Annotated in this window: 15 protein-coding genes and 1 tRNA gene; 12 read left to right on the top strand and 4 right to left on the bottom strand. The window is 67.0% G+C overall.

Annotated features, from left to right (window positions below; all coding sequences use genetic code 11):
* Nucleotides 1-9 precede the first annotated feature (9 nt).
* The 4 genes from ACYSM9_RS10330 to ACYSM9_RS10315 form a co-directional block, all read right to left on the bottom strand.
* Entirely contained in the window at nt 10-795 is a 786-nt protein-coding gene (locus ACYSM9_RS10330) for an SRPBCC family protein (protein WP_461856862.1), read from the bottom strand.
* A gap of 97 nt (nt 796-892) precedes the next feature.
* Nucleotides 893-968 (bottom strand) — tRNA-Lys (locus ACYSM9_RS10325).
* Nucleotides 969-1,082: 114 nt separating this feature from the next.
* Nucleotides 1,083-2,129, bottom strand: coding sequence for a PQQ-dependent sugar dehydrogenase (locus tag ACYSM9_RS10320; RefSeq protein WP_461856861.1), 1,047 nt, complete (start codon nt 2,127-2,129; stop codon nt 1,083-1,085).
* A 46-nt stretch (nt 2,130-2,175) separates the two neighbouring features.
* Nucleotides 2,176-3,297 carry a sunset domain-containing protein gene (locus ACYSM9_RS10315; RefSeq protein WP_461856860.1) on the bottom strand — a complete coding sequence of 374 codons (1,122 nt, stop codon included), beginning with the start codon at nt 3,295-3,297 and terminating at the stop codon, nt 2,176-2,178.
* A 255-nt stretch (nt 3,298-3,552) separates the two neighbouring features.
* On the opposite strand from ACYSM9_RS10315, the gene ilvD reads away from it, so the two are divergent.
* From ilvD to ACYSM9_RS10255, 12 genes are all read left to right on the top strand, one after another.
* Nucleotides 3,553-5,271, top strand: a complete 1,719-nt coding sequence (ilvD, locus tag ACYSM9_RS10310) for a dihydroxy-acid dehydratase (RefSeq protein WP_461856859.1) — start codon at nt 3,553-3,555, stop codon at nt 5,269-5,271.
* Nucleotides 5,272-5,655: 384 nt separating this feature from the next.
* Complete coding sequence (locus ACYSM9_RS10305; protein WP_461856858.1) at nt 5,656-7,563, top strand: acetolactate synthase large subunit; 1,908 nt, start codon at nt 5,656-5,658, stop codon at nt 7,561-7,563.
* 2 nt (nt 7,564-7,565) lie between these two features.
* Nucleotides 7,566-8,078, top strand: a complete 513-nt coding sequence (gene ilvN / locus ACYSM9_RS10300) for an acetolactate synthase small subunit (protein WP_461856857.1) — start codon at nt 7,566-7,568, stop codon at nt 8,076-8,078.
* The gene (gene ilvC / locus ACYSM9_RS10295; RefSeq protein WP_461856856.1) at nt 8,053-9,195 is read left to right on the top strand and encodes a ketol-acid reductoisomerase; all 1,143 of its coding nucleotides are present in this window, start codon (nt 8,053-8,055) and stop codon (nt 9,193-9,195) included. Before ilvN ends, ilvC begins: the two co-directional genes overlap by 26 nt.
* A 125-nt stretch (nt 9,196-9,320) precedes the next feature.
* The gene (serA, locus tag ACYSM9_RS10290; RefSeq protein WP_461856855.1) at nt 9,321-10,910 is read left to right on the top strand and encodes a phosphoglycerate dehydrogenase; all 1,590 of its coding nucleotides are present in this window, start codon (nt 9,321-9,323) and stop codon (nt 10,908-10,910) included.
* 217 nt (nt 10,911-11,127) lie between these two features.
* The gene (locus tag ACYSM9_RS10285; RefSeq protein ID WP_461856854.1) at nt 11,128-13,926 is read left to right on the top strand and encodes an ABC transporter permease; all 2,799 of its coding nucleotides are present in this window, start codon (nt 11,128-11,130) and stop codon (nt 13,924-13,926) included.
* The gene (locus tag ACYSM9_RS10280) at nt 13,923-14,678 is read left to right on the top strand and encodes an ABC transporter ATP-binding protein (RefSeq protein ID WP_159631700.1); all 756 of its coding nucleotides are present in this window, start codon (nt 13,923-13,925) and stop codon (nt 14,676-14,678) included. Before ACYSM9_RS10285 ends, ACYSM9_RS10280 begins: the two co-directional genes overlap by 4 nt.
* 33 nt (nt 14,679-14,711) lie before the next feature.
* Nucleotides 14,712-16,268 carry a methionine--tRNA ligase gene (gene metG, locus ACYSM9_RS10275; protein ID WP_461856853.1) on the top strand — a complete coding sequence of 519 codons (1,557 nt, stop codon included), beginning with the start codon at nt 14,712-14,714 and terminating at the stop codon, nt 16,266-16,268.
* Nucleotides 16,269-16,357: 89 nt separating this feature from the next.
* Nucleotides 16,358-17,410, top strand: coding sequence for a 3-isopropylmalate dehydrogenase (locus ACYSM9_RS10270; protein ID WP_461856852.1), 1,053 nt, complete (start codon nt 16,358-16,360; stop codon nt 17,408-17,410).
* A gap of 113 nt (nt 17,411-17,523) precedes the next feature.
* Entirely contained in the window at nt 17,524-18,636 is a 1,113-nt protein-coding gene (locus ACYSM9_RS10265) for a branched-chain amino acid aminotransferase (RefSeq protein WP_461856851.1), read from the top strand.
* A gap of 162 nt (nt 18,637-18,798) precedes the next feature.
* A complete protein-coding gene (locus tag ACYSM9_RS10260) occupies nt 18,799-19,614 on the top strand; it encodes an MBL fold metallo-hydrolase (RefSeq protein WP_461856850.1) in 816 nt (271 codons plus the stop codon).
* Nucleotides 19,615-19,630: 16 nt separating this feature from the next.
* Nucleotides 19,631-20,407: a fumarylacetoacetate hydrolase family protein gene (locus tag ACYSM9_RS10255; RefSeq protein WP_461856849.1), complete on the top strand. Its 777-nt coding sequence runs from the start codon at nt 19,631-19,633 to the stop codon at nt 20,405-20,407.
* Nucleotides 20,408-20,413 lie beyond the last annotated feature (6 nt).

The following is a 20,413-nucleotide window of genomic DNA, read 5'->3' as shown; positions in this document are numbered from 1 at the left end:
CTCCTACTGTCAGGCTGGCTGTTTGGCACGGGGGACTGGGAGTGCATCCAACGCGGACGGGGCACGTGCCGGAGAGTCATTCGATGGCTGCCGGCGGCAGCGCGCCGCCCGGGGCACCGTCCAGTGCGGCGGGAGGAAGGAGGACGCCAGCAAGGCCGCCCCAAGCAAGAAGGTACGGCCCGACCCGTTGCCCGCCAGGGCATGGACGAGGATGCCACCGGCCGCCAGCGCAGCGGCGGCCCTGCTGGTGGCGTCGAGGATCCACCTGTTGCGTGAGTTCCGGGGGTCGACGTCCGATTCCGCCCAGAGACGCAGGCGGTCGAAGCTGAGGGCGGTGGCCCACCCCAGCGCGGGCCGAATCAATGCGGCGTCCAGGGCCTGGCCGACCAGTCCCATTCCCGGGCGGTAGTTGTATCCGGTGACGAACCGGAGGCCTTCTTCGGCGGGGATGTAGCGCCAGTATCCGGATCCTGCACCGATGGGAGACAGGCGGTCGGAGGTGTCGAACCTGAGGACCGACGTCGCCTGGCCGTCATTGCGGTACCGATGCCCCAACGACGTCCCGGTTCCGCGGATTGTGTGCAACGGCAGCCGGAACTCATAGCGGAAATGGACAGGATCCTGGGCGTCGCCGCCGGCAAGCGGGATAATGCGGGAAAAACGGAGGTCCCAGCGTGGATGCAGTTCCGGGTCCTGGCTAAGCATCCACACCCGGTCCATCGAGGCCCTGATGGCGATCTCCACATATACGGGTTGGCGGCGTCCGCGCATTGCCCCTGCAAGTTCTTCCCCCATACGGGAATCATAATCGGCAGAGGGGATGGGGGCGCGACAGGAGATAAAACAAAACAGCCCCCGGTCTGCTTTCACAAACCGGAGGCTGTTTTCCCAGTGGTGCACCCCCCGGGACTTGAACCCGGAACCCATTGATTAAGAGTCAATTGCTCTGCCAATTGAGCTAGAGGTGCATCTTCTTTGCGTTCATCTCCGGGCTTTTTCTTTCCCGTTGATCTCCGCAACGACATGAAACTCTACACGAACTTTTCGCGCAAGTGAAATCGGCGCCCAGGGTGGCCGTCCCGTCACTGCCCCAGCCGCAAAACCAGCACGAAATCAGGGTTTTCATTGTTGGTGAGCAGCCAAAGAGCCCCGTCCGGAGCCAGGATCACGTCCCGGATCCGCCCATACTGTCCTGTGAAATAGGCCACAGGATTTCCGGCCTCGGTGCCGGCCAGGGGGACCGTCCACAGGCGCTGCCCCCGCAACGCTCCCAGGTAGGCGGTGTTCCCAACTATCTCGAGCCCGCTCGGTGATGACTCGCTGGTGGCCGGCCACACCACCTTTGCATCCTGGAACCCCGCACGGTGCGGTGCGCCGGTCACCGCCGGCCATCCGTAATTGGCTCCCGGCAAGATCAGGTTCAGTTCGTCGTCGACGTCCGGCCCGAACTCGCTCGCCCACATTCTCCCCGAACTGTCCCATGCCAGTCCCTGGACGTTGCGGTGACCCAGGCTGTACACGGCGTTGCCGAACGGGTTGCCGGGCGCGGGGGCGCCATCGGCCGCCAGTCGGAGAATCTTGCCGCCCAGCGCGTTCGGGTCCTGGGCCTGTTCCCGGCGCTGGGCGTCACCGGTGACCACATAAAGGAATCCGTCGGGCCCGAAGCGGATCCTGCCGCCGTTGTGGGTGCCGGCTTTAGGTATTCCGGCGAACAGCGCTTGCGGTTCGCCCAGGCGGAGGGACCCATCACCGTTGTCCGCGACAGTAAGCCGGACCACCCTGTTGTCGTCCTTGGCGGTCAGATACGCGTACAGGTAACGGTCGGCGGCAAAGTGCGGGGAAAGCGCAAGCCCCAGCAGGCCGCCTTCGCCGCCAGGAACGACGCCGGGGACCTGGCCGAGGTCGGCGACCTTTCCGTCGCGGACCGCCTTCAGCCGGGCGGTCCCGCGCTCCGAGATGATGCCCGTTCCGTCAGGCAGGAAGACGGCGGCCCAGGGGATATCGAGCTGCAGGTCCAAACGCCCGGCCACCTGCACCGTGGAGGAGGGCTGGGTGGCTGCACCCGTGCCTGCGCTTCCGGTGGGCGGCGGTGCTGGGTTTCCGGTGCACGCCGCCAGCAGCAGCGACATGCAGGCGGCCGCCCAGCAGCGGACCGCAGAAGCGCCGGTGCCCCGCCTAGAGCCGCTTGCGGCGCGGCGCCCGGAACCCGGCGGCCTCCGCATGTGCGGCCGACTCAAACCACACTTCAGCGCGGGTCTGCTCATAGTCCGGGTGTCCTTCTTCGTAGTACACCATGGCGCCGGCGTCGCCCTTCACGGTGTAGTCCGCCGGCCCACTCCCGTCCGGGCCCGGTGCTGCCGAACCGGCGCCGTACGGCTCGTCTGCTGCCAGGTGCCCCGCGGGTTCGGCCAGGGGTGCCGCCTGCCCGCCCGGGGCGGCGGCGAGGTGGTCGGCTCCGTTTTCGACAACAGCCGAGGACTGGGCCCGGTCGAGGGTCTCGGCGGCCGCGGCAGCCCCGGACAGCCCTGCAGGGCTGGACGGTGCAGGAGTGTCAGGTGCTGACGTACCGGCCGCTGGCGTTTCCCGGGCAGACGTGTCAGTTGCTGCTGCGTCCCGCTCCACAGGTAGGCCGCCTTCCTGCCCGGCGCGTTGCGGGGTTCCGGCGTCATCCGCCTCCTCGACGGCGGCCGTTTCCGCTCCGGGCAGCGTCGGGTTGTGCGGGCCGGTGTACTCGTCATGGTGCACCGGCGCGGCAGGGGAGGACACCGCTTCGGCTGTTAGGTCCTCAGCTGGGGCGCTTGGGCCTTCAGCTTCGGCCGGTGCCGGTGCCGGTGCGGGCGTGGCCGCCCCCGCAGCCTGCGAGGGGGCGCCGGCAGGGGCTGCGGAGGAACCGGAACGGGGCGCCGGAGAGGCAGCTTCGGACCACTGCGTTTCCCACTCGGCCTCATCCTCGCGCCGCTGGTCATCGCCCGTCCCGCCTGCCCCGGTGGTTTGTGCGACGCCCGGTCCGGGCGCCGCTTCCCCGACGGGAGCGGACGTTGCCACAGCATCCACGGGCTCTTCCGCCGTGGCAGGAGCGGCCGGTTCGGCGGGTTTCCCGAATCCGGCAGCACTGGGAATGCCGGAGGTCCCGGCCGCTTCGGCAGATGCCGCTGCGCTTCCGCCTTCCAGCGCCCCGTCGGCGCGGGTCCGCCCGGCGTCCATGCCAGCATCACCGGCGGACTTGTTGCGGTTCAGCAGCCACCAGACGACGACGGCGATGACAACTATGAGGATGATCCAGAAAACAATGTCCATGGCAGGCCCTTCGGTCGGGATGGCGGGGTGTCCTGCTCCCGACGCTACGTCGGGTCACCACCGGTGTCCAGAGACGCCGGCGCTGCCCGCCTGCGGGAAAAACTGCAGGTGAGGGCTCCGGGCGGGCCGGCCGCGGCACCGGCCGTTCCCAAAATACGCGACGGCGGTCCGTCATCTGGCGGCAGTATCCCCCTTTTATCCGCAATCGTGGCGGGGAGGTCGTGTGCTGCGGTGCCGCGTCCTAGACTTTCCCCTATGAGTGATGCCCAGACCCCAACGGTGAGCGCCCCCGACATCAAGCCCCGCAGCCGGGCGGTGACCGACGGCATCCACGCAGCCCCTGCTCGCGGCATGTTCCGCGCCGTCGGCATGGGCGACGACGACTTCGCCAAGCCGCAGGTCGGCGTTGCGAGCTCATGGAACGAAATCACCCCCTGCAACCTTTCGCTGAACCGGCTGGCCCAGGGTGCCAAGGAAGGCGTCCACGCGGGCGGGGGATTCCCCATGCAGTTCGGCACCATCTCCGTTTCCGACGGCATCTCCATGGGCCACGAAGGCATGCACTTCTCCCTCGTGTCCCGCGAAGTCATCGCCGACTCCGTGGAAACCGTCATGCAGGCCGAGCGCATCGACGGCTCCGTCCTGCTCGCCGGCTGCGACAAGTCCCTGCCAGGCATGCTCATGGCCGCCGCCCGCCTGGATCTCTCCAGCGTCTTCCTTTACGCCGGATCCATCATGCCCGGCTGGGTCAAGCTCGAGGACGGCTCGGAAAAGGAAGTCACCCTCATCGACGCCTTCGAGGCCGTGGGCGCCTGCGCCGCCGGCAAGATGAGCATGGAGGACCTGACCCGGATCGAAAAGGCCATCTGCCCCGGCGAAGGCGCCTGCGGCGGGATGTACACGGCCAACACCATGGCCTGCATCGGCGAAGCCCTCGGCATGTCCCTGCCCGGCTCCGCCGCCCCGCCCTCGGCAGACCGCCGCCGGGACGAATTCGCCCGCAAGTCCGGCGAAGCCGTGGTCAACCTGCTCCGCCAAGGCATCACCGCCCGCGACATCATGACCAAGAAGGCCTTCGAGAACGCCATCGCCGTCACCATGGCCTTCGGCGGTTCCACCAACGCGGTCCTGCACCTGCTCGCCATCGCCCGTGAGGCCGAGGTGGAACTGACCCTGGACGACTTCAACCGCATCGGCGACAGGATTCCGCACCTGGGCGACCTCAAGCCCTTTGGCCGCTACGTGATGACCGACGTCGACAGGATCGGCGGCGTCCCGGTCATCATGAAGGCACTGCTCGACGCCGGCCTGCTGCACGGCGACTGCCTCACCGTCACCGGCAGGACCGTAGCGGAAAACCTCGCGGCCATCAACCCCCCGGACGTGGACGGCAAGATCCTGCGCGCGCTGGACAACCCGATCCACAAGACGGGCGGCATCACCATCCTGCACGGCTCCCTGGCCCCGGAAGGCGCCGTCGTCAAGAGCGCAGGCTTCGACGCCGACGTCTTCGAAGGCACCGCCCGCGTGTTCGAGCGTGAACAGGGCGCCCTGGATGCACTGGACAACGGCCGCATCCAGAAGGGCGACGTCGTCGTCATCCGCTACGAGGGCCCCAAGGGCGGCCCGGGTATGCGCGAAATGCTGGCCATCACCGGCGCCATCAAGGGTGCCGGCCTGGGCAAGGACGTCCTGCTCCTCACTGACGGGCGCTTCTCCGGCGGAACCACCGGCCTGTGCATTGGCCACGTCGCGCCGGAAGCGGTCGACGGCGGCCCCATCGCCTTCGTCAAGGACGGCGACAGGATCCGGGTTGACATCGCCGCGCGCACCTTCGACCTGCTGGTGGACGAGGCCGAGCTCGAGGCCCGCAAAGTGGGCTGGGAGCCGCTTCCGGCCCGCTACACGAAAGGCGTCCTCGCCAAGTATGCCAAGCTGGTGCACAGCGCCAGCACCGGCGCCTACACCGGCTGACGGGTGATCCCTACCCAAGTGCTGCGGCGCGGCCGCCGCAGCACTTGGGGCCCTCGGGATCCCCCTTATTAAGCCCCTGCCGCCCTCAGCGCTTGGCTACAGTAGAGCGGACAGGGGAAGATCCTTCAGAGGATCGAAAGGTGGACAATGACGTCCAGATGGTGAGATAGGGTTGTCTCGCGTTGACACCCATCTTGCCAAGAGGGAAAACTGAACGCATGACTTTCGTTACCGGCACCGTCGTCGTCCTTACCAAGCGCGTGGCATAACAGCCCTCCTGGTAACGAACCGTCACGCGCGAACCCCTCACAGAGCCGCCAGGCCGAGGGGTTTTTTTATTTCCACCAGTTCCATAACCAAAGAAGATCCACAAGGAAGAGTCCGATGAGCAAAGGATCGCCCATCAGCCCCTCGCTGATGGCCACCAAGTCCACTGGAGCCGCCAAGGCTCCGGAACGTGCCGACCGGACGGCTGACCATGCCGCCGTCGTCGCCGACCTTGCTGCTGTCTCTCCTGTCCTTGGGCCGAACAACGTCGTACCCCCGACGGTGATGACCGGCTCGCAAGCGATCGTCCGCTCGCTCGAAGAACTCGGCGTCGACGACATTTTCGGTTTGCCCGGTGGCGCGATCCTGCCCACCTACGACCCCTTGATGGCCTCCACCATGAATCACGTGCTGGTCCGTCACGAACAGGGAGCCGGCCACGCCGCGCAAGGCTACGCCATGGTCACCGGGCGGGTGGGCGTCTGCATCGCCACCTCCGGCCCCGGTGCCACCAACCTCGTTACCGCCATCATGGATGCCCACATGGACTCCGTGCCCCTGGTGGCCATCACCGGCCAGGTATCCAGCGGCGTGATCGGCACCGACGCGTTCCAGGAAGCCGACATCGTGGGCATCACCATGCCCATCACCAAGCACTCCTTCCTGGTAACCGACCCCAACGACATTCCGCATGTCATGGCCGAAGCGTTCCACCTGGCTTCCACCGGACGCCCCGGTCCCGTGCTCGTCGACGTCGCCAAGGACGCCCAGGTGGGCCAGATGACCTTCTCCTGGCCGCCGAAGATCGACCTGCCCGGCTACCGCCCGGTCACCCGCGGCCACAACAAGCAGGTGCGCGAAGCCGCCAAGCTGATTGCCGCGGCCACCAAACCCGTCCTCTACGTCGGCGGCGGCGTGGTCAAGGCCCACGCCTCGGCCGAGTTGCTTACCCTCGCCGAAGCCACCGGGGCCCCGGTGGTCACCACCCTGATGGCCAAGGGCGCCTTCCCCGACTCGCACCCGCAGCACGTGGGGATGCCCGGCATGCACGGCAGCGTTTCCGCCGTCACCGCCCTGCAGCAGTCGGACCTGCTGATCACGCTCGGAGCCCGCTTCGACGACCGCGTGACCGGTGTGCTGAAGACCTTCGCGCCCCACGCCAAGGTCATCCACGCCGACATCGACCCCGCGGAGATCTCCAAGAACCGCACCGCCGATGTCCCCATCGTTGGCTCGGTCAAGGAAATTATCCCCGAGCTGACCGAGGCCGTCCGTTCCCAGTTCGAGGCGTCCGGCACCCCGGACCTCACCACCTGGTGGGCGTTCCTGAACAACCTCAAGGAAACCTACCCGCTGGGCTGGACCGAGCCGGATGACGGACTGATCGCCCCGCAGAAGGTCATCCAGCGGATCGGTGCCCTGACCGGCCCCGAAGGTGTCTACGTGGCCGGCGTGGGCCAGCACCAGATGTGGGCCGCGCAGTTCATCAAGTACGAGCGCCCGCACGCCTGGCTGAACTCCGGCGGCGCCGGCACCATGGGCTACGCCGTTCCGGCCGCCATGGGCGCCAAGGTGGGGGAGCCGGACCGCGTGGTCTGGGCCATCGACGGCGACGGCTGCTTCCAGATGACCAACCAGGAACTGGCCACCTGCGCCATCAACAACATCCCCATCAAGGTCGCCGTCATCAACAACTCCTCGCTGGGCATGGTGCGGCAGTGGCAGACGCTCTTCTACGAAGGCCGCTACTCCAACACCGACCTCAACACCGGCCACGACACCGTCCGCATCCCGGACTTCGTCAAGCTGGGGGAGGCCTACGGCTGCGCGTCCTTCCGTGTTGAGCGCGAAGAGGACATCGACGCTACCATCCAGAAGGCCCTCGAGATCAACGACCGCCCCGTGGTCATTGACTTCGTGGTGAGCCCCAACTCCATGGTGTGGCCGATGGTGCCCGCCGGCGTGAGCAACGACCAGATCCAGGTTGCCCGCAACATGACCCCGGAATGGGAAGAAGAGGACTGACCATGAGCCGCCACACACTGTCCGTCCTGGTTGAAGACAAACCCGGCGTCCTGACCCGCGTCGCGAGCCTCTTCGCCCGCCGCGCCTTCAACATCAACTCCCTGGCCGTCGGCCCCACCGAGGTGCCGGGCGTCTCGCGCATGACGGTCGTCGTCGACGCCGACGGCGACCTCATCGAGCAGGTCACCAAGCAGCTCAACAAGCTGATCAACGTCATCAAGATTGTTGAACTCACCTCCGAATCTTCCGTACAGCGCGACCACATCCTGGTCAAAGTACGTGCGGATGCCGCGACACGTCTGCAGGTGACCCAGGCTGCAGACCTGTTCCGCGCTTCAGTAGTCGACGTTTCCACCGATTCGGTCGTCATTGAGGCCACCGGCCACCCCGAAAAGCTCACAGCCCTGCTCTCAGTGCTGGAGCCGTTCGGCATCCGCGAAATCGTGCAGTCCGGCACCCTGGCCGTTGGACGGGGATCCCGCTCCATGAGTGACCGGGCGCTCCGCTCCGCCTAGGACACGCACGTGCCTTAGGCGGGACTCCGCGCCCGCAACCGCAGCACCGCAAGACCACTACCTAAGAAACCACTCAAGAGGAGTTACGCAAGTGACCGAAATGTTCTACGACGACGACGCCGACCTGTCGATCATCCAGGGCCGCAAGGTAGCCATTGTTGGCTACGGTTCCCAGGGCCACGCCCACGCGCTCAACCTGCGCGATTCCGGCGTCGAGGTCGTCATCGCCCTGCAGGAAGGCTCCAAGTCGCGGGCCAAGGCCGAGGACGCCGGCTTCACCGTCAAGAACGTCGCCGATGCCGCCGAATGGGCCGACGTCATCATGATCCTGGCACCGGACCAGCACCAGCGCGCGATCTTCAACGACTCCATCAAGGACAAGCTGACCCCGGGCAAGGCCCTGGCCTTCGCACACGGCTTCAACATCCGCTTCGGCTACATCCAGGCGCCGGAAGGCGTTGACGTCATCCTGATCGCCCCGAAGGCTCCCGGCCACACCGTCCGCCGCGAGTTCGAAGCCGGCCGCGGTATCCCGGACATCATCGCCGTCGAGCAGGACGCCTCCGGCTCCGCCTGGGAACTGGCCAAGTCCTACGCCAAGGCCATCGGCGGCACCCGCGCCGGCGTCATCAAGACCACCTTCACCGAAGAGACCGAAACCGACCTCTTCGGCGAGCAGGCTGTCCTCTGCGGTGGTGTGTCCCAGCTGATCCAGTACGGCTTCGAAACCCTGACCGAGGCCGGCTACCAGCCGCAGATCGCCTACTTCGAGGTGCTGCACGAGCTCAAGCTCATCGTTGACCTCATGTGGGAGGGCGGCATCGCCAAGCAGCGCTGGAGCGTCTCGGACACCGCCGAGTACGGTGACTACGTCTCCGGCCCGCGCGTCATCACCCCCGAGGTGAAGGAAAACATGAAGGCCGTCCTGGCAGACGTCCAGTCCGGTGCGTTCGCCAAGCGCTTCATCGAGGACCAGGACAACGGCGGCGTCGAGTTCAAGGCGCTGCGCGCCAAGGCCGAGCAGCACCCGATCGAGGCCGTCGGCCGCGAGCTGCGTTCGCTGTTCTCCTGGCAGCAGCAGGACGTTGACTACGTCGAAGGCTCCGCAGCCCGCTAAGGCTGCCGGGCGCAACCGCCGAGAATGCCGCAGTGAGGCCGGGTTCACACTTAACAATGTGAGCCCGGCCTTTCCGTCGGCCTAGACTTGTTCCATCCCCAGGACTGCAACGCAGAGGATCAGCCGTGTCAAAACCCGTAGTACTGCTCGCCGAAGAACTTTCCCCCGCCACCGTCGAGGCCCTCGGCCCGGACTTTGAAATCCGGCAGACCGACGGCGCCGACCGTTCCCAGCTGCTCTCGGCGATCAGCGACGTAGACGCCATCCTGGTCCGCTCCTCCACCCAGGTGGACGCCGAAGCCATTGCCGCGGCCAAGAACCTGAAAGTCATCGCGCGCGCCGGCGTCGGGCTGGACAACGTCGACATCAAGGCCGCCACCCAGGCGGGCGTGATGGTGGTCAACGCCCCTACGTCCAACATCGTCTCGGCCGCTGAACTGACCGTCGGCCACATCCTCAGCCTCGCCCGCCACATCCCGCAGGCCAGCGCCGCCCTCAAGGACGGCGAGTGGAAGCGTTCGAAGTACACGGGCATCGAACTGTTCGAGAAGAAGATCGGCATCATCGGCCTTGGCCGGATCGGCGCCCTCGTGGCAGCCCGCCTCAAGGGATTCGACACCAAGATCCTCGCCTACGACCCCTACATCACCTCGGCCCGCGCCGCCCAGCTCGGCGTACAGCTGGTCACCCTGGACGAGCTGCTGGCCCAGTCCGACTTCATCACCATCCACATGCCGAAGACGCCCGAAACCGTGGGCATGCTCGGCGCGGACGCCTTCAAGAAGATGAAGAGCACCGCCTACGTCGTCAACGTCGCCCGCGGCGGCCTGGTGGACGAGGAAGCCCTCTTCACCGCGCTGCAGGACGGCGAAATCGCCGGTGCCGGCGTCGACGTCTTCAGCAAGGAGCCCAGCACCGACCTGCCGTTCTTCAAGCTCGACAACGTCGTGGTCACCCCGCACCTGGGCGCGTCCACCGATGAGGCCCAGGAAAAGGCAGGCGTGTCCGTCGCCAAGTCCGTCCGACTCGCCCTCGCCGGCGAACTGGTGCCCGACGCCGTGAACGTTGCAGGCGGCGTCATCGCCCCCGACGTCCGCCCCGGTATCCCGCTGATCGAGAAGCTGGGCCGCATCTTCACCGCGCTGACCCACGCCTCGCTCACCCAGTTCGACGTCGAAGTGGCCGGCGAAATCTCCTCCCTTGACGTCAAGGTCCTCGAACTCGCGGCACTGAAGGGCATCTTCGCCGACGTCGTCACCGAGCAGGTCTCCTACGTCAACGCCCCGGTCATCGCCGAACAGCGCGGCATCAACGTCCGCCTGATCACCACCCCGGAAACCGAGTCCTACCGCAACGTCCTGACCCTGCGCGGTGCCCTCAGCGACGGCAGCCAGATCTCCGTGTCCGGAACCCTGACCGGCCCCAAGCAGATCGAGAAGCTCGTAGGCATCAACGGCTTCGAGGTCGAAATCCCGATCAGCGAGCACCTGGTGGTGGTTGCCTACACCGACCGCCCCGGCGTCATCGGAACCATCGGCCACATCCTGGGCATGAACAACATCAACATCGCCGGGATGCAGGTTGCCCGGTCCGATGAGGGCGGCCAGGTCCTGGCTCTGCTGACGATCGACAGCTCCGTGCCCCAGCAGGTGCTGGATGCCATCAAGGCCGGAATCGGCGCTGAGATGGTCCGGGAAGTGGACCTCGAGGACTAGTTCCGACATCCGCGGCGGCGACGCCGCGCCCGCTCCTCCGCCCGGCACGCCGGGCGAAGCAACATAAGATTGGCCGGTCTGCTTACAATGGCTTGGTCCTGATTCAGGACCGTAGCCGGCAGACCGGCCAATACCTTTTGCACATCCGTCCGTCATTGACCACGTCTGCCCGGGCGGATGGAAGTGTGCGCACGCAATCCAGGTTTCAGGGAGTTCCATGAACGCCGTCCAGAGGTTCATCAGAAGCAGGGTGCTGCTGTTGACCGCGGCCATCTTGATCGCAGCCATGTGCTTGTCGGTCGTCGTCCAAAGCCAGTCACAGGCTGCACTCAACCGGACGGTTGATGAAAACTCGAGGGGGCTCTACGACATCCTGGTCCAGGCCAAGGCCCCCTCGGGGGCCCTCCTGCAGCCGGAGATCGCCAACGGCGCCGGCGGCATCGGCTTCGACCAGCTGGACTCCATCAGAAAGTTGTCCGGCACCTCCGTCGCCGCCCCCATCAGCCTCGTCTCGCGGGTCACGCAGAACCTCGAGACGCCGCGCCTGGACGCCATGGACTACCTTGGCTACAACGCCGGGCTGGCCGGCACCGCCACGGCAGACCAGGCCGCGGGGGCCACGGCGCCGGACAAGTGGCCTGCCGCCGAATCCGTCCTCAGCGATACCGCCAAGAAGTATCGGCTGACCGCCAGCGCCGTGAGCTCTGACGGGCACTCCGAGCAGACCCTGTTCAAGACCAGCGCCGAGGGCACCCTGGGCAAGGCCCGCCTCGTGGAGGAGAAGACCCAGGGCGGCAGCAGCATCCGGATCGCCGCCCCGGCAGGGGAAACAGGCATCAAGTTCCCCGCCCCGGCCGGCGGCTCCGAACACAGCCTGTTCAACCTCTCCGTCGCCCTGCCGCTGGCCCCGGAAGTCACCGAGTCCGTCGTGGCGGTGGACCCTGCGGCCGAGCGCGCCCTGCTGGGTTCGGCCGGCGACTTCCTCGCCCCGCTGGAGAAGGCGCCCCCTGCCGATGCACGCGACGCCGGCGCCGTGGGCCGGTACCTGGAAGGCCTCTTCACCAAGGGCATCAGCATGGACCAGCTCAAGGAGGGCCCGGACTTCCTGGGCGTCAAGCTCAAATACTGGGCCCCGCTGATGACCCAGTACCAGCAGGCCAAGCGCACCGGCCAGCTGACCACGGGCTCCCAGGCCGTGCCGCTGGTGGTGCGCTCCGGCACGTCGCTGGACCTGACGTACAACGTCAAGATCGAGGAAATTGACGACGCCGGCAAGGTAGTCAAGGACGTCGGTACCGTTTCGAAGTCGCTGGGCAAGGATTACCTGCCGTTCGTGTCCAAGGACCCTTTCGCGCTGTCCTGGCCCGGTTCCACGGACCACTCCTCGCTGTTGGGAAGCAACGGCAACTTCAACCAGGGCCTCTACACGCCGGCCAAATGGAGCACCGACTTCGCCGGGGCGCCCAAGTACACCGACGGCGACACCGCGGCCAACGGCGCCGTGGACAAGACTGCGGTGCCCGGCGAATGGGTCACCGTTAACCGGCTGCCGGAAAAGGCCGCCAACGGCGCACCCGTTGACCAGACCCAGCGCGAGCCGGTGGACGAGCGTTCCTACCGGGAGAACCTGTCCACGGGCCAGCAGCAGGCCGCGACGCCGCTGCCCATGGTGTACGGCACCTTCGACCCGGCCGCGGTTGCGGCCGCGTCCGGCGACGTCAACAAGCTTCCCCTGGGCGGCTACGACCCCACTCCCTTCACCCTGGTCAAGGACGCCTCAGGCAAGGACGTTCCCGAAGCCGAGCTGAAGACCTCGCTGAGTGCCACCGGGCTGGCCAGCCAGTCCGCCGGCGCCATCACCGACTACTACGGACTCGCGGCGGCGCGCGGCTACAAGCAGAACGCCGCCGTGATCGATGCAGTGCGCGTCCGCGCCAAGGCGCCCGGCAGCTGGAAGGACGCCCAGCCCGAGGTGGAGAAGCTTGCCGCCGAAATCCGGGACATGGGCCTGGACGCCACGGTGGTGGCAGGTTCCGCCCGCGAGGACACGAGCATCTTCGTGCCCGGGTACTCCAAGGACGGGGCCGGCAAGGAATCGGCGCTGGGCACCGTCCAGCAGTCCTGGGTCCGGCAGAACGCCGCCGAAGCGGTGGCTGGAGCGCTGTCCGGCACCAACATCACCCTGCTCTTCCTGACCCTCTGCGGAGCGGCCCTGCTGACCGGTGCGTCCACCGTAAGCTACATCCGCAAACGTAGGAGCGAAGCGGGAACCCTGCGCGCCATGGGCTGGACCCAGCGGCGGATCCGCAGCTGGGTGCTTGAGGAATTCGGGGTCGGGGCCGTGCTGCTCGCCGCCGTCGGCGTCGTGCTGAGCCTGGTGAGCTGGAGCCTGGCAACCGCCCTGGTGTGCGTTGCCGTCCTGGTCCTGTACGTCGGTGCGGCGCTGTTCGCCGCGCAGCAGCTGCGCCACCGCGACGAGATCGACCAGGAGCCGCAGCACGACGAACGGCTCATCCCGGTCGATTCACCGCTGACCTTCGCCAACCGGCAGCTGAGCACCAACAAGTTCAACTCGCTGTCCCTTGCCATCGCGGTGGGTGTTTTCGGCGCAGCCGTGGGCGGCCTGATCGCCCTGCTGATCGACATCCCGCGTGCAGCGGGCGCCAGCGCGCTGAGCGGACTGGCCGCAGCCAGCGTCACGCTGCCAAGCATCCTGCTGGCGCTGGCCGGCGTCGCCGTGGGACTGGTCCTCACCCTGGTCACCGGGCGCTTCGAGCTCAACGCCAAGCGCCAGTACCTGGGCATCCTCCAGGCGATGGGCTGGAACCCGGACATGCTGCGGCAGGTCCGGTTGTTCGAGAACGCGCTGGTGGGAACCGTGGCCCTGCCGCTGGGCGTGCTGGGCGCCCTGGGCATTGGCCTGCTGCTGGCTCCCTACGCGGCCATCTGGGCTGCCGTGGCCGGGCTCGTGGCTGTACTTTGCTGGATACCGATTGCAACGAAAGTGGTCCAATGACAAACCCGACGAACGTCCAGCGCAGCCGCAGGAGCGGCTCCAACGAGGTCCCCCTGCAGACCCGTGCCAATACCATCGTCAAGTCAGCGGACCACGCCACCCCGCTGGAAATGCGCGACATCACCATCCGGTACGGTGGCGGCAAGGGCGGTGCCGAGGCCGTCAGCGTGGTGGAAGGCTTCGACCTGACCCTGCACGCCGGCGAGATGCACTGCGTCGCCGGCCGAAGCGGCTCCGGCAAGACGAGCATCCTGACCGTCGGCGCGGGACTGACCCTGCCGACGTCGGGGCGCGTCTTCTGGGAAGGCGATTCCCTCGAAAGCATGGGCGACGACGAAATCGCCGACCGCCGTCGTGCCCTGATCGGCTACGTGGACCAGGGCGGTGCCCTGATCGATGGCATGAGCGCCCTGGAAAACGTCCTGCTGCCCGCCGTCCCGGACGGCGAAGTGGAGCAGCGCCGCGACATGGCCAAGGACCTGCTGGACCTCGTGGGCCTGGGCCGGCGCATGCGGCACCGTCCCGCACAGCTCTCCGGCGGTGAACGGCAGCGCGTGGCCATCGCCCGCGCGCTGATCCTCGGGACCCGGGTCCTGGTGGTCGATGAGCCCACCGCCAGCCTCGACCGTGCCTCGGCCAACCGCATCATCAGCATCCTGAAGGACACCACGTCGGACGGGATCGCCGTCCTGGTCGCCTCGCACGACCACGAACTGGTCCGCCTGAGCGATACGCTGACAGAACTGATTTAGCCTGCCCCTCCGCACCGAAGGTACCGTCCGACCGTGACTGCTCCAGAGAAAACGCCGTTCTACATCACCACGGCCATCACCTACCCCAATGGCGTGCCGCACATCGGCCACGCCTACGAGTACATAGCCACCGACGCCATGGCCCGCTTCAAGCGGCTGGACGGCTATGACGTGATGTTCCTGACCGGCACGGACGAGCACGGGATGAAGATCGCCCAGACTGCGGAGAAGGAAGGCATCACGCCCAAGGAGCTGGTGAACCGGAACGCTGACATCTACAAGGCTGCGCACGCCGCCCTGGGGATCAGCTATGACCGGTTCATCCGGACCACCGACGAGGACCACTACGCGGCCTCGCAGGCGCTGTGGAAGAAGATGGAAGCCAATGGCGACATCTACCTTTCCAAGTACGAGGGCTGGTACTCCGTCAGGGACGAAGCGTTCTACGGCGAAGATGACACCGTGGTCAAGGACGACGGCGTGCGGTACTCGAAAGAGACGGACACCGAGGTGACGTGGACGGCGGAGGAGAGCTACTTCTTCCGGCTCTCCGCCTACCAGGACAAGCTGCTGGCACTCTACGAGGCCCAGCCGGAGTTCGGCGCGCCGCAGTACCGGTTCAACGAGGTCATCAGCTTCGTCAAGCGCGGCCTGGAGGATCTGTCCATCAGCCGCACCACGTTCGACTGGGGTGTTCCCGTCCCGGGCAATGACAAGCACGTCATGTACGTCTGGGTGGACGCCCTGACGAACTACCTCACCGGCGTGGGCTACCCGGATGTCGAGTCGGAGAAGTTCCGGAAGTTCTGGCCCGCCGATGTCCACATCATCGGCAAGGACATCTCCCGCTTCCACGCCATCTACTGGCCGGCCTTCCTGATGAGTGCCGGACTGGACCTGCCCAAGCGCGTCATGATCCACGGGTTCCTGCACAACAACGGGGTCAAGATGTCCAAATCGCTGGGCAACGTGGTGGCTCCGGCCGACTTCGTGGCGCAGTACGGGCTGGACCAGGTCCGGTTCTTCTTCCTGCGCGAAGTGCCGTTTGGCGCGGACGGCAGCTACAACCACGAGGCGATCGTGGGCCGGATGAACTCCGACCTGGCCAACAACTTTGGCAACCTTGCCCAGCGGTCCCTGTCCATGGTGGCCAAGAACTGCGGCGCGGCAGTGCCGGAGCCGGGCGCGTTCACCGAAGCTGACACGGCCATCCTGGCGCAGGCGGGCGGCCTGCTTGACGCCGCCCGCGCCGCCTTCGACAAGCAGGAATTCAGCCGCGCCCTGGAAGCCATCTGGCACGTGCTGGGGGACACCAACGCGTACTTCGCCGAGCAGGCCCCCTGGGTGCTGCGGAAAACCGACGTCGAACGCATGAACACGGTGCTGTACGTGACGCTGGAAGTGCTGCGCATCGTGGCAATCCTGGCACAGCCGGTCATGCCCGACGCCACCGCGAAGCTCCTGGACGCCCTGGGCCAGCCCGAAGGCGGCGCCCGGCAGTTTGCCGCCATCGCCACGCCGATCGCGGCCGGTACCGCGCTTCCCGCTCCCACGCCGGTCTTCCCCAAGTTTGAGGAACCGGCCGGGTAGGACCGCGCGCCGGGCGCCCGCGGATGCGCTCATGTCCAAAAGCTGAGACGGCTTGACCACCATATGGATGTCTTGGCTACCCTGAAAACATGAGCGCATCCTCCATTGATCTTGCAGTAATTCCCGGCGACGGCATCGGCCCCGAAGTCATCGCTGAGGCAGTCAAAGTCCTGGAAAAGGCTGTGGCCGCGGAGGGTGTCGACCTCAAGCAGACCCATTACGACCTCGGCGCCGAGCACTGGCTCGCCACCGGCGAAACCCTGCCGGACCACGTCCTGGCAGACCTGAAGACGCGCGACGCCATCCTCTTCGGCGCCGTGGGCGCAGCACCCGGCGACACCCGCATCCCGTCCGGGATCATCGAGCGCGAACTGCTTTTGAAGCTGCGCTTCAGCCTCGACCACTACGTGAACCTGCGGCCGTCCCGGCTGTACGGGACCGTGGGCAGCCCGCTGGCAAACCCGGGCACCATCGACTTCATCGTGGTCCGCGAGGGTACTGAGGGACCGTACGTCGGCAACGGCGGCACGCTGCGCCCGGGAACCCCGCACGAGGTTGCCACCGAGGTCTCCCTGAACACCGCCCACGGCGTGGAGCGCGTGGTCCGCGACGCCTTCCGCCGAGCCAGCGCACGGGACCGCAAGCACGTCACCCTGGTCCACAAGCACAACGTGCTGGTCTTCGCCGGGCACCTCTGGAAGCGCACCGTCGAGGCCGTAGCCCAGGAATTCCCCGAGGTCACCCACGACTACCTGCACGTGGACGCAGCCACGATCTTCATGGTCACCGACCCGTCACGCTTCGATGTCATCGTTACGGACAACCTCTTCGGCGACATCCTCACCGACCTCGCCGCGGCCGTCACCGGCGGCATCGGCCTGGCCGCGTCCGGCAACATCAACATGGACCGCACGGCCCCGTCCATGTTCGAACCCGTCCACGGCTCCGCCCCGGACATCGCCGGGCAGGGCAAGGCGGACCCATCGGCGGCCATCCTCTCCGCCGCGCTCCTGCTGGACCACCTGGGCTACGCGCAGGCGGCCCGCAGGATCGAAGCAGCCGTGGCTGCCGACGTCGAAAAGCGCGACGGCACCGCACGCAGCACCAGTGCCATCGGCGACGCCATCGCCGCCGGCCTCTAGCAGTAAGGCCCCGGCCGGTTGCCGCCGGCTTCGGGCGTAAGCTTGTCTCGAATCACCAAATGCCGCCTGGTTGTTCAGCGCTGAACCCCCGGGCGGCCGATCGTGGAGGAACCATGACTCAGACCGCCCATGGCGTCGAATTCACCCGGCAGCCCTCGGAGAACCCGAAGTCTGCCGAGGAGCGTGCAGCCATCCTGGCAAACCCGGGATTCGGCAACTACTTCACCGACCACACCGCCATCGTCGACTACAGCGTGGACGCGGACGGCAACGGCGGCTGGCACGATGCCCGGATCGAGGCCTACGGCCCGATCGTCCTGGACCCCTCCGCCGCGGTCTTCCACTACGGCCAGGAGATCTTCGAAGGGCTCAAGGCCTACCGGCACGCCGACGGCTCCGTCTGGACGTTCCGGCCCGAAGCCAACGCGGCGCGCCTGAACAAATCCGCCCGCCGGCTTGCACTGCCTGAGCTGCCTGCCGAATACTTCCTCGGCGCCATCCGCGAGCTCGTGGCCGCGGACAAGGAATGGGTTCCTTCCGGCGAAGGGGAGGCCCTGTACCTGCGCCCCTTCATGATCGCCACCGAGGCCTTCCTGGGTGTCCGTGCCGCGCGCGAAGTGTCCTTCCGTGTCATCGCCTCGCCGGCCGGCAACTACTTCGGCGGCGAACTGAAGCCGGTTTCCATCTGGATCTCGCGGCAGTACGCCCGCGCCGGCCGCGGCGGCACCGGCGACGCCAAGTGCGGCGGCAACTACGCAGCATCGCTGATCGCGCAGCAGGAGGCCGAGGCCAATGGCTGCAAGCAGGTCCTCTTCCTGGACCACTTCAACGATGACGCCGTCGAAGAACTGGGCGGCATGAACGTGTTCTTCGTCATGAAGGACGGCTCGCTGGCAACCCCCGCGCTCACCGGCACCATCCTCGAAGGCGTCACCCGGATGTCCGTGATCCAGGTGGCCAAGGACATGGGCCGCGAGGTCGTTGAGCGCAAGATCACCCTCGACGAGTGGCGCGACGGCGTTGCCTCCGGCGAGATCACCGAGGTGTTCGCCTGCGGCACCGCAGCGGTGATCACCCCGATCGGTGTCCTGAAGGACGCCACCGAGTTCATCGGCTCCGAGGACGCCAAGGCGGGCGAGGTCACCATGGCCATCCGCGAAAAGCTCCTCGGTATCCAGACTGGTGCCGAACCGGACACCCACGGCTGGCTGACCCGCCTGGCATAGGCCACCTGTAGAAGTACGACGGCGGGTGCCCGGCTGGGAGCCGGGCACCCGCCGTTTCTGCTGCCCGGGATCGCCCATCCTAAGCTTGTCCGCTAAACATGACCTTGAAAGCGGGGTCTACGCGAACGAGCCCGGGATCGACAGTCATGCAAGGATGGGGGAGTGACTCCAGCCTCCGGTCCCGTCCTGCAGCGCAGCTCCGCCCTGACGCAGTTCGTCCTCGCTCCCAATCCGGGGCCCATGAGCCTGGACGGCACCAACTCCTATCTTTTGCGGGCGCCGGCCCACCCGGCCGTGGTGGTCGTCGATCCCGGCCCGCACGATGAAAGCCACCTCAACGCGCTTGCCCGGGCGGGCGCCGTCGAACTCATCCTGGTGACCCACCGCCACGCGGACCACACGGCAGGGTCTGTCCGCCTGCACGAACTCACCGGTGCGCCGGTGCGGGCAGCGGACCCGGCCCACTGCCACGGCGGGGGAACGCCGCTGCTTTCGGGCGAGACCATCCACGCAGCCGGCCTGGACGTCGCGGTGCTGCCCACTCCGGGCCACACCTCCGACTCCGTCTGCTTCCACCTGCCCGGCGACGGGCCGCACGGCTCGGTGCTGACGGGCGACACCATCCTGGGCCGGGGCACCACCATGCTGGACTACCCGGACGGCACCCTGGCCGACTACCTTGCAACCCTTGACCGGTTGGAAGCCCTGGGGCCGGCCACGGTCCTGCCGGCCCACGGCCCCGTGCTTCCCTCCCTGGAGGGCATCGTCCGGGACTACCGCCGGCACCGGGAGGAACGCCTGGCGCAGATCCGCGCGGCGCTCCGGCAGTTGGGCCCGGACGCATCCGTCGGCGAGGTGGCTGACCACGTTTATGCCGACGTCGACCCTTCCGTCAGGCGCGCGGCGGAAATGTCCGTGGCCGCGCAGCTTTCGTACCTGCGCGGCGCCGGCGCTGCCCGCGGGCAGGCCCCCGCGTGACGGTAGGGTAGGAGCCATGCGTATTGCCCGATTTGTAGTCGATTCCGATCCCCTCTACGGCGTCGTGGACGGTGAGCCAGGCAGTGAGGAGATCACTGTCATCCACGGTGACCCGTTCTTCAACGGCGTGGAGCGGACGTCCGTCCGCCACAAGCTCGAAGATGTGCGGTTACTGGCGCCCATCATCCCGCGCAGCAAGGTCATCGGCGTTGGCCGGAACTTCGTGGAGCACGCCCATGAACTGGGCAACGAGGTGCCCACCTCGCCGCTGCTGTTCCTCAAGCCCAACACCGCCGTCGTAGGTCCGAACGATCCCGTGGTGCTGCCGGACTTCTCCGAAGAGGTCTCCTTCGAGGCGGAGCTTTGCGTCGTGATCGGCCGGATCTGCAAGGACGTGCCGGAAGAGCGTGCCGACGACGTCATCTTCGGATACACCTGCGGAAACGACCTCACCGCCCGCGACGTCCAGAAGACGGACCTGCAGTGGACGCGCGCCAAGGGCTTTGACACCTCGGCCCCGCTTGGCCCCTGGATTGAAACCGACCTCGACACCGAAGACCTCCAGATCACCGGCAGGCTCAACGGGGAAGTGCGCCAGGACGGCAGCACCAGCCAGATGATCCGCGGCGTCAGGGAACTGGTATCGGTGGTCTCGCAGGCGTTCACCCTGCTGCCCGGCGACGTCATCATGACCGGCACCCCGGCCGGCGTCGGCCTGGTCAAGGAAGGGGACCGCTTCGAAGTGGAAATCGAGGGCATCGGCCGGCTCTCCAACCCCATCGTGCGCCACTGATCCAAC

The organism is Arthrobacter sp. C152 (assembly GCF_054890965.1).
Note: the sequence above shows the minus strand (reverse complement) of the source record. Positions and strands in the feature narration are given on the sequence as shown.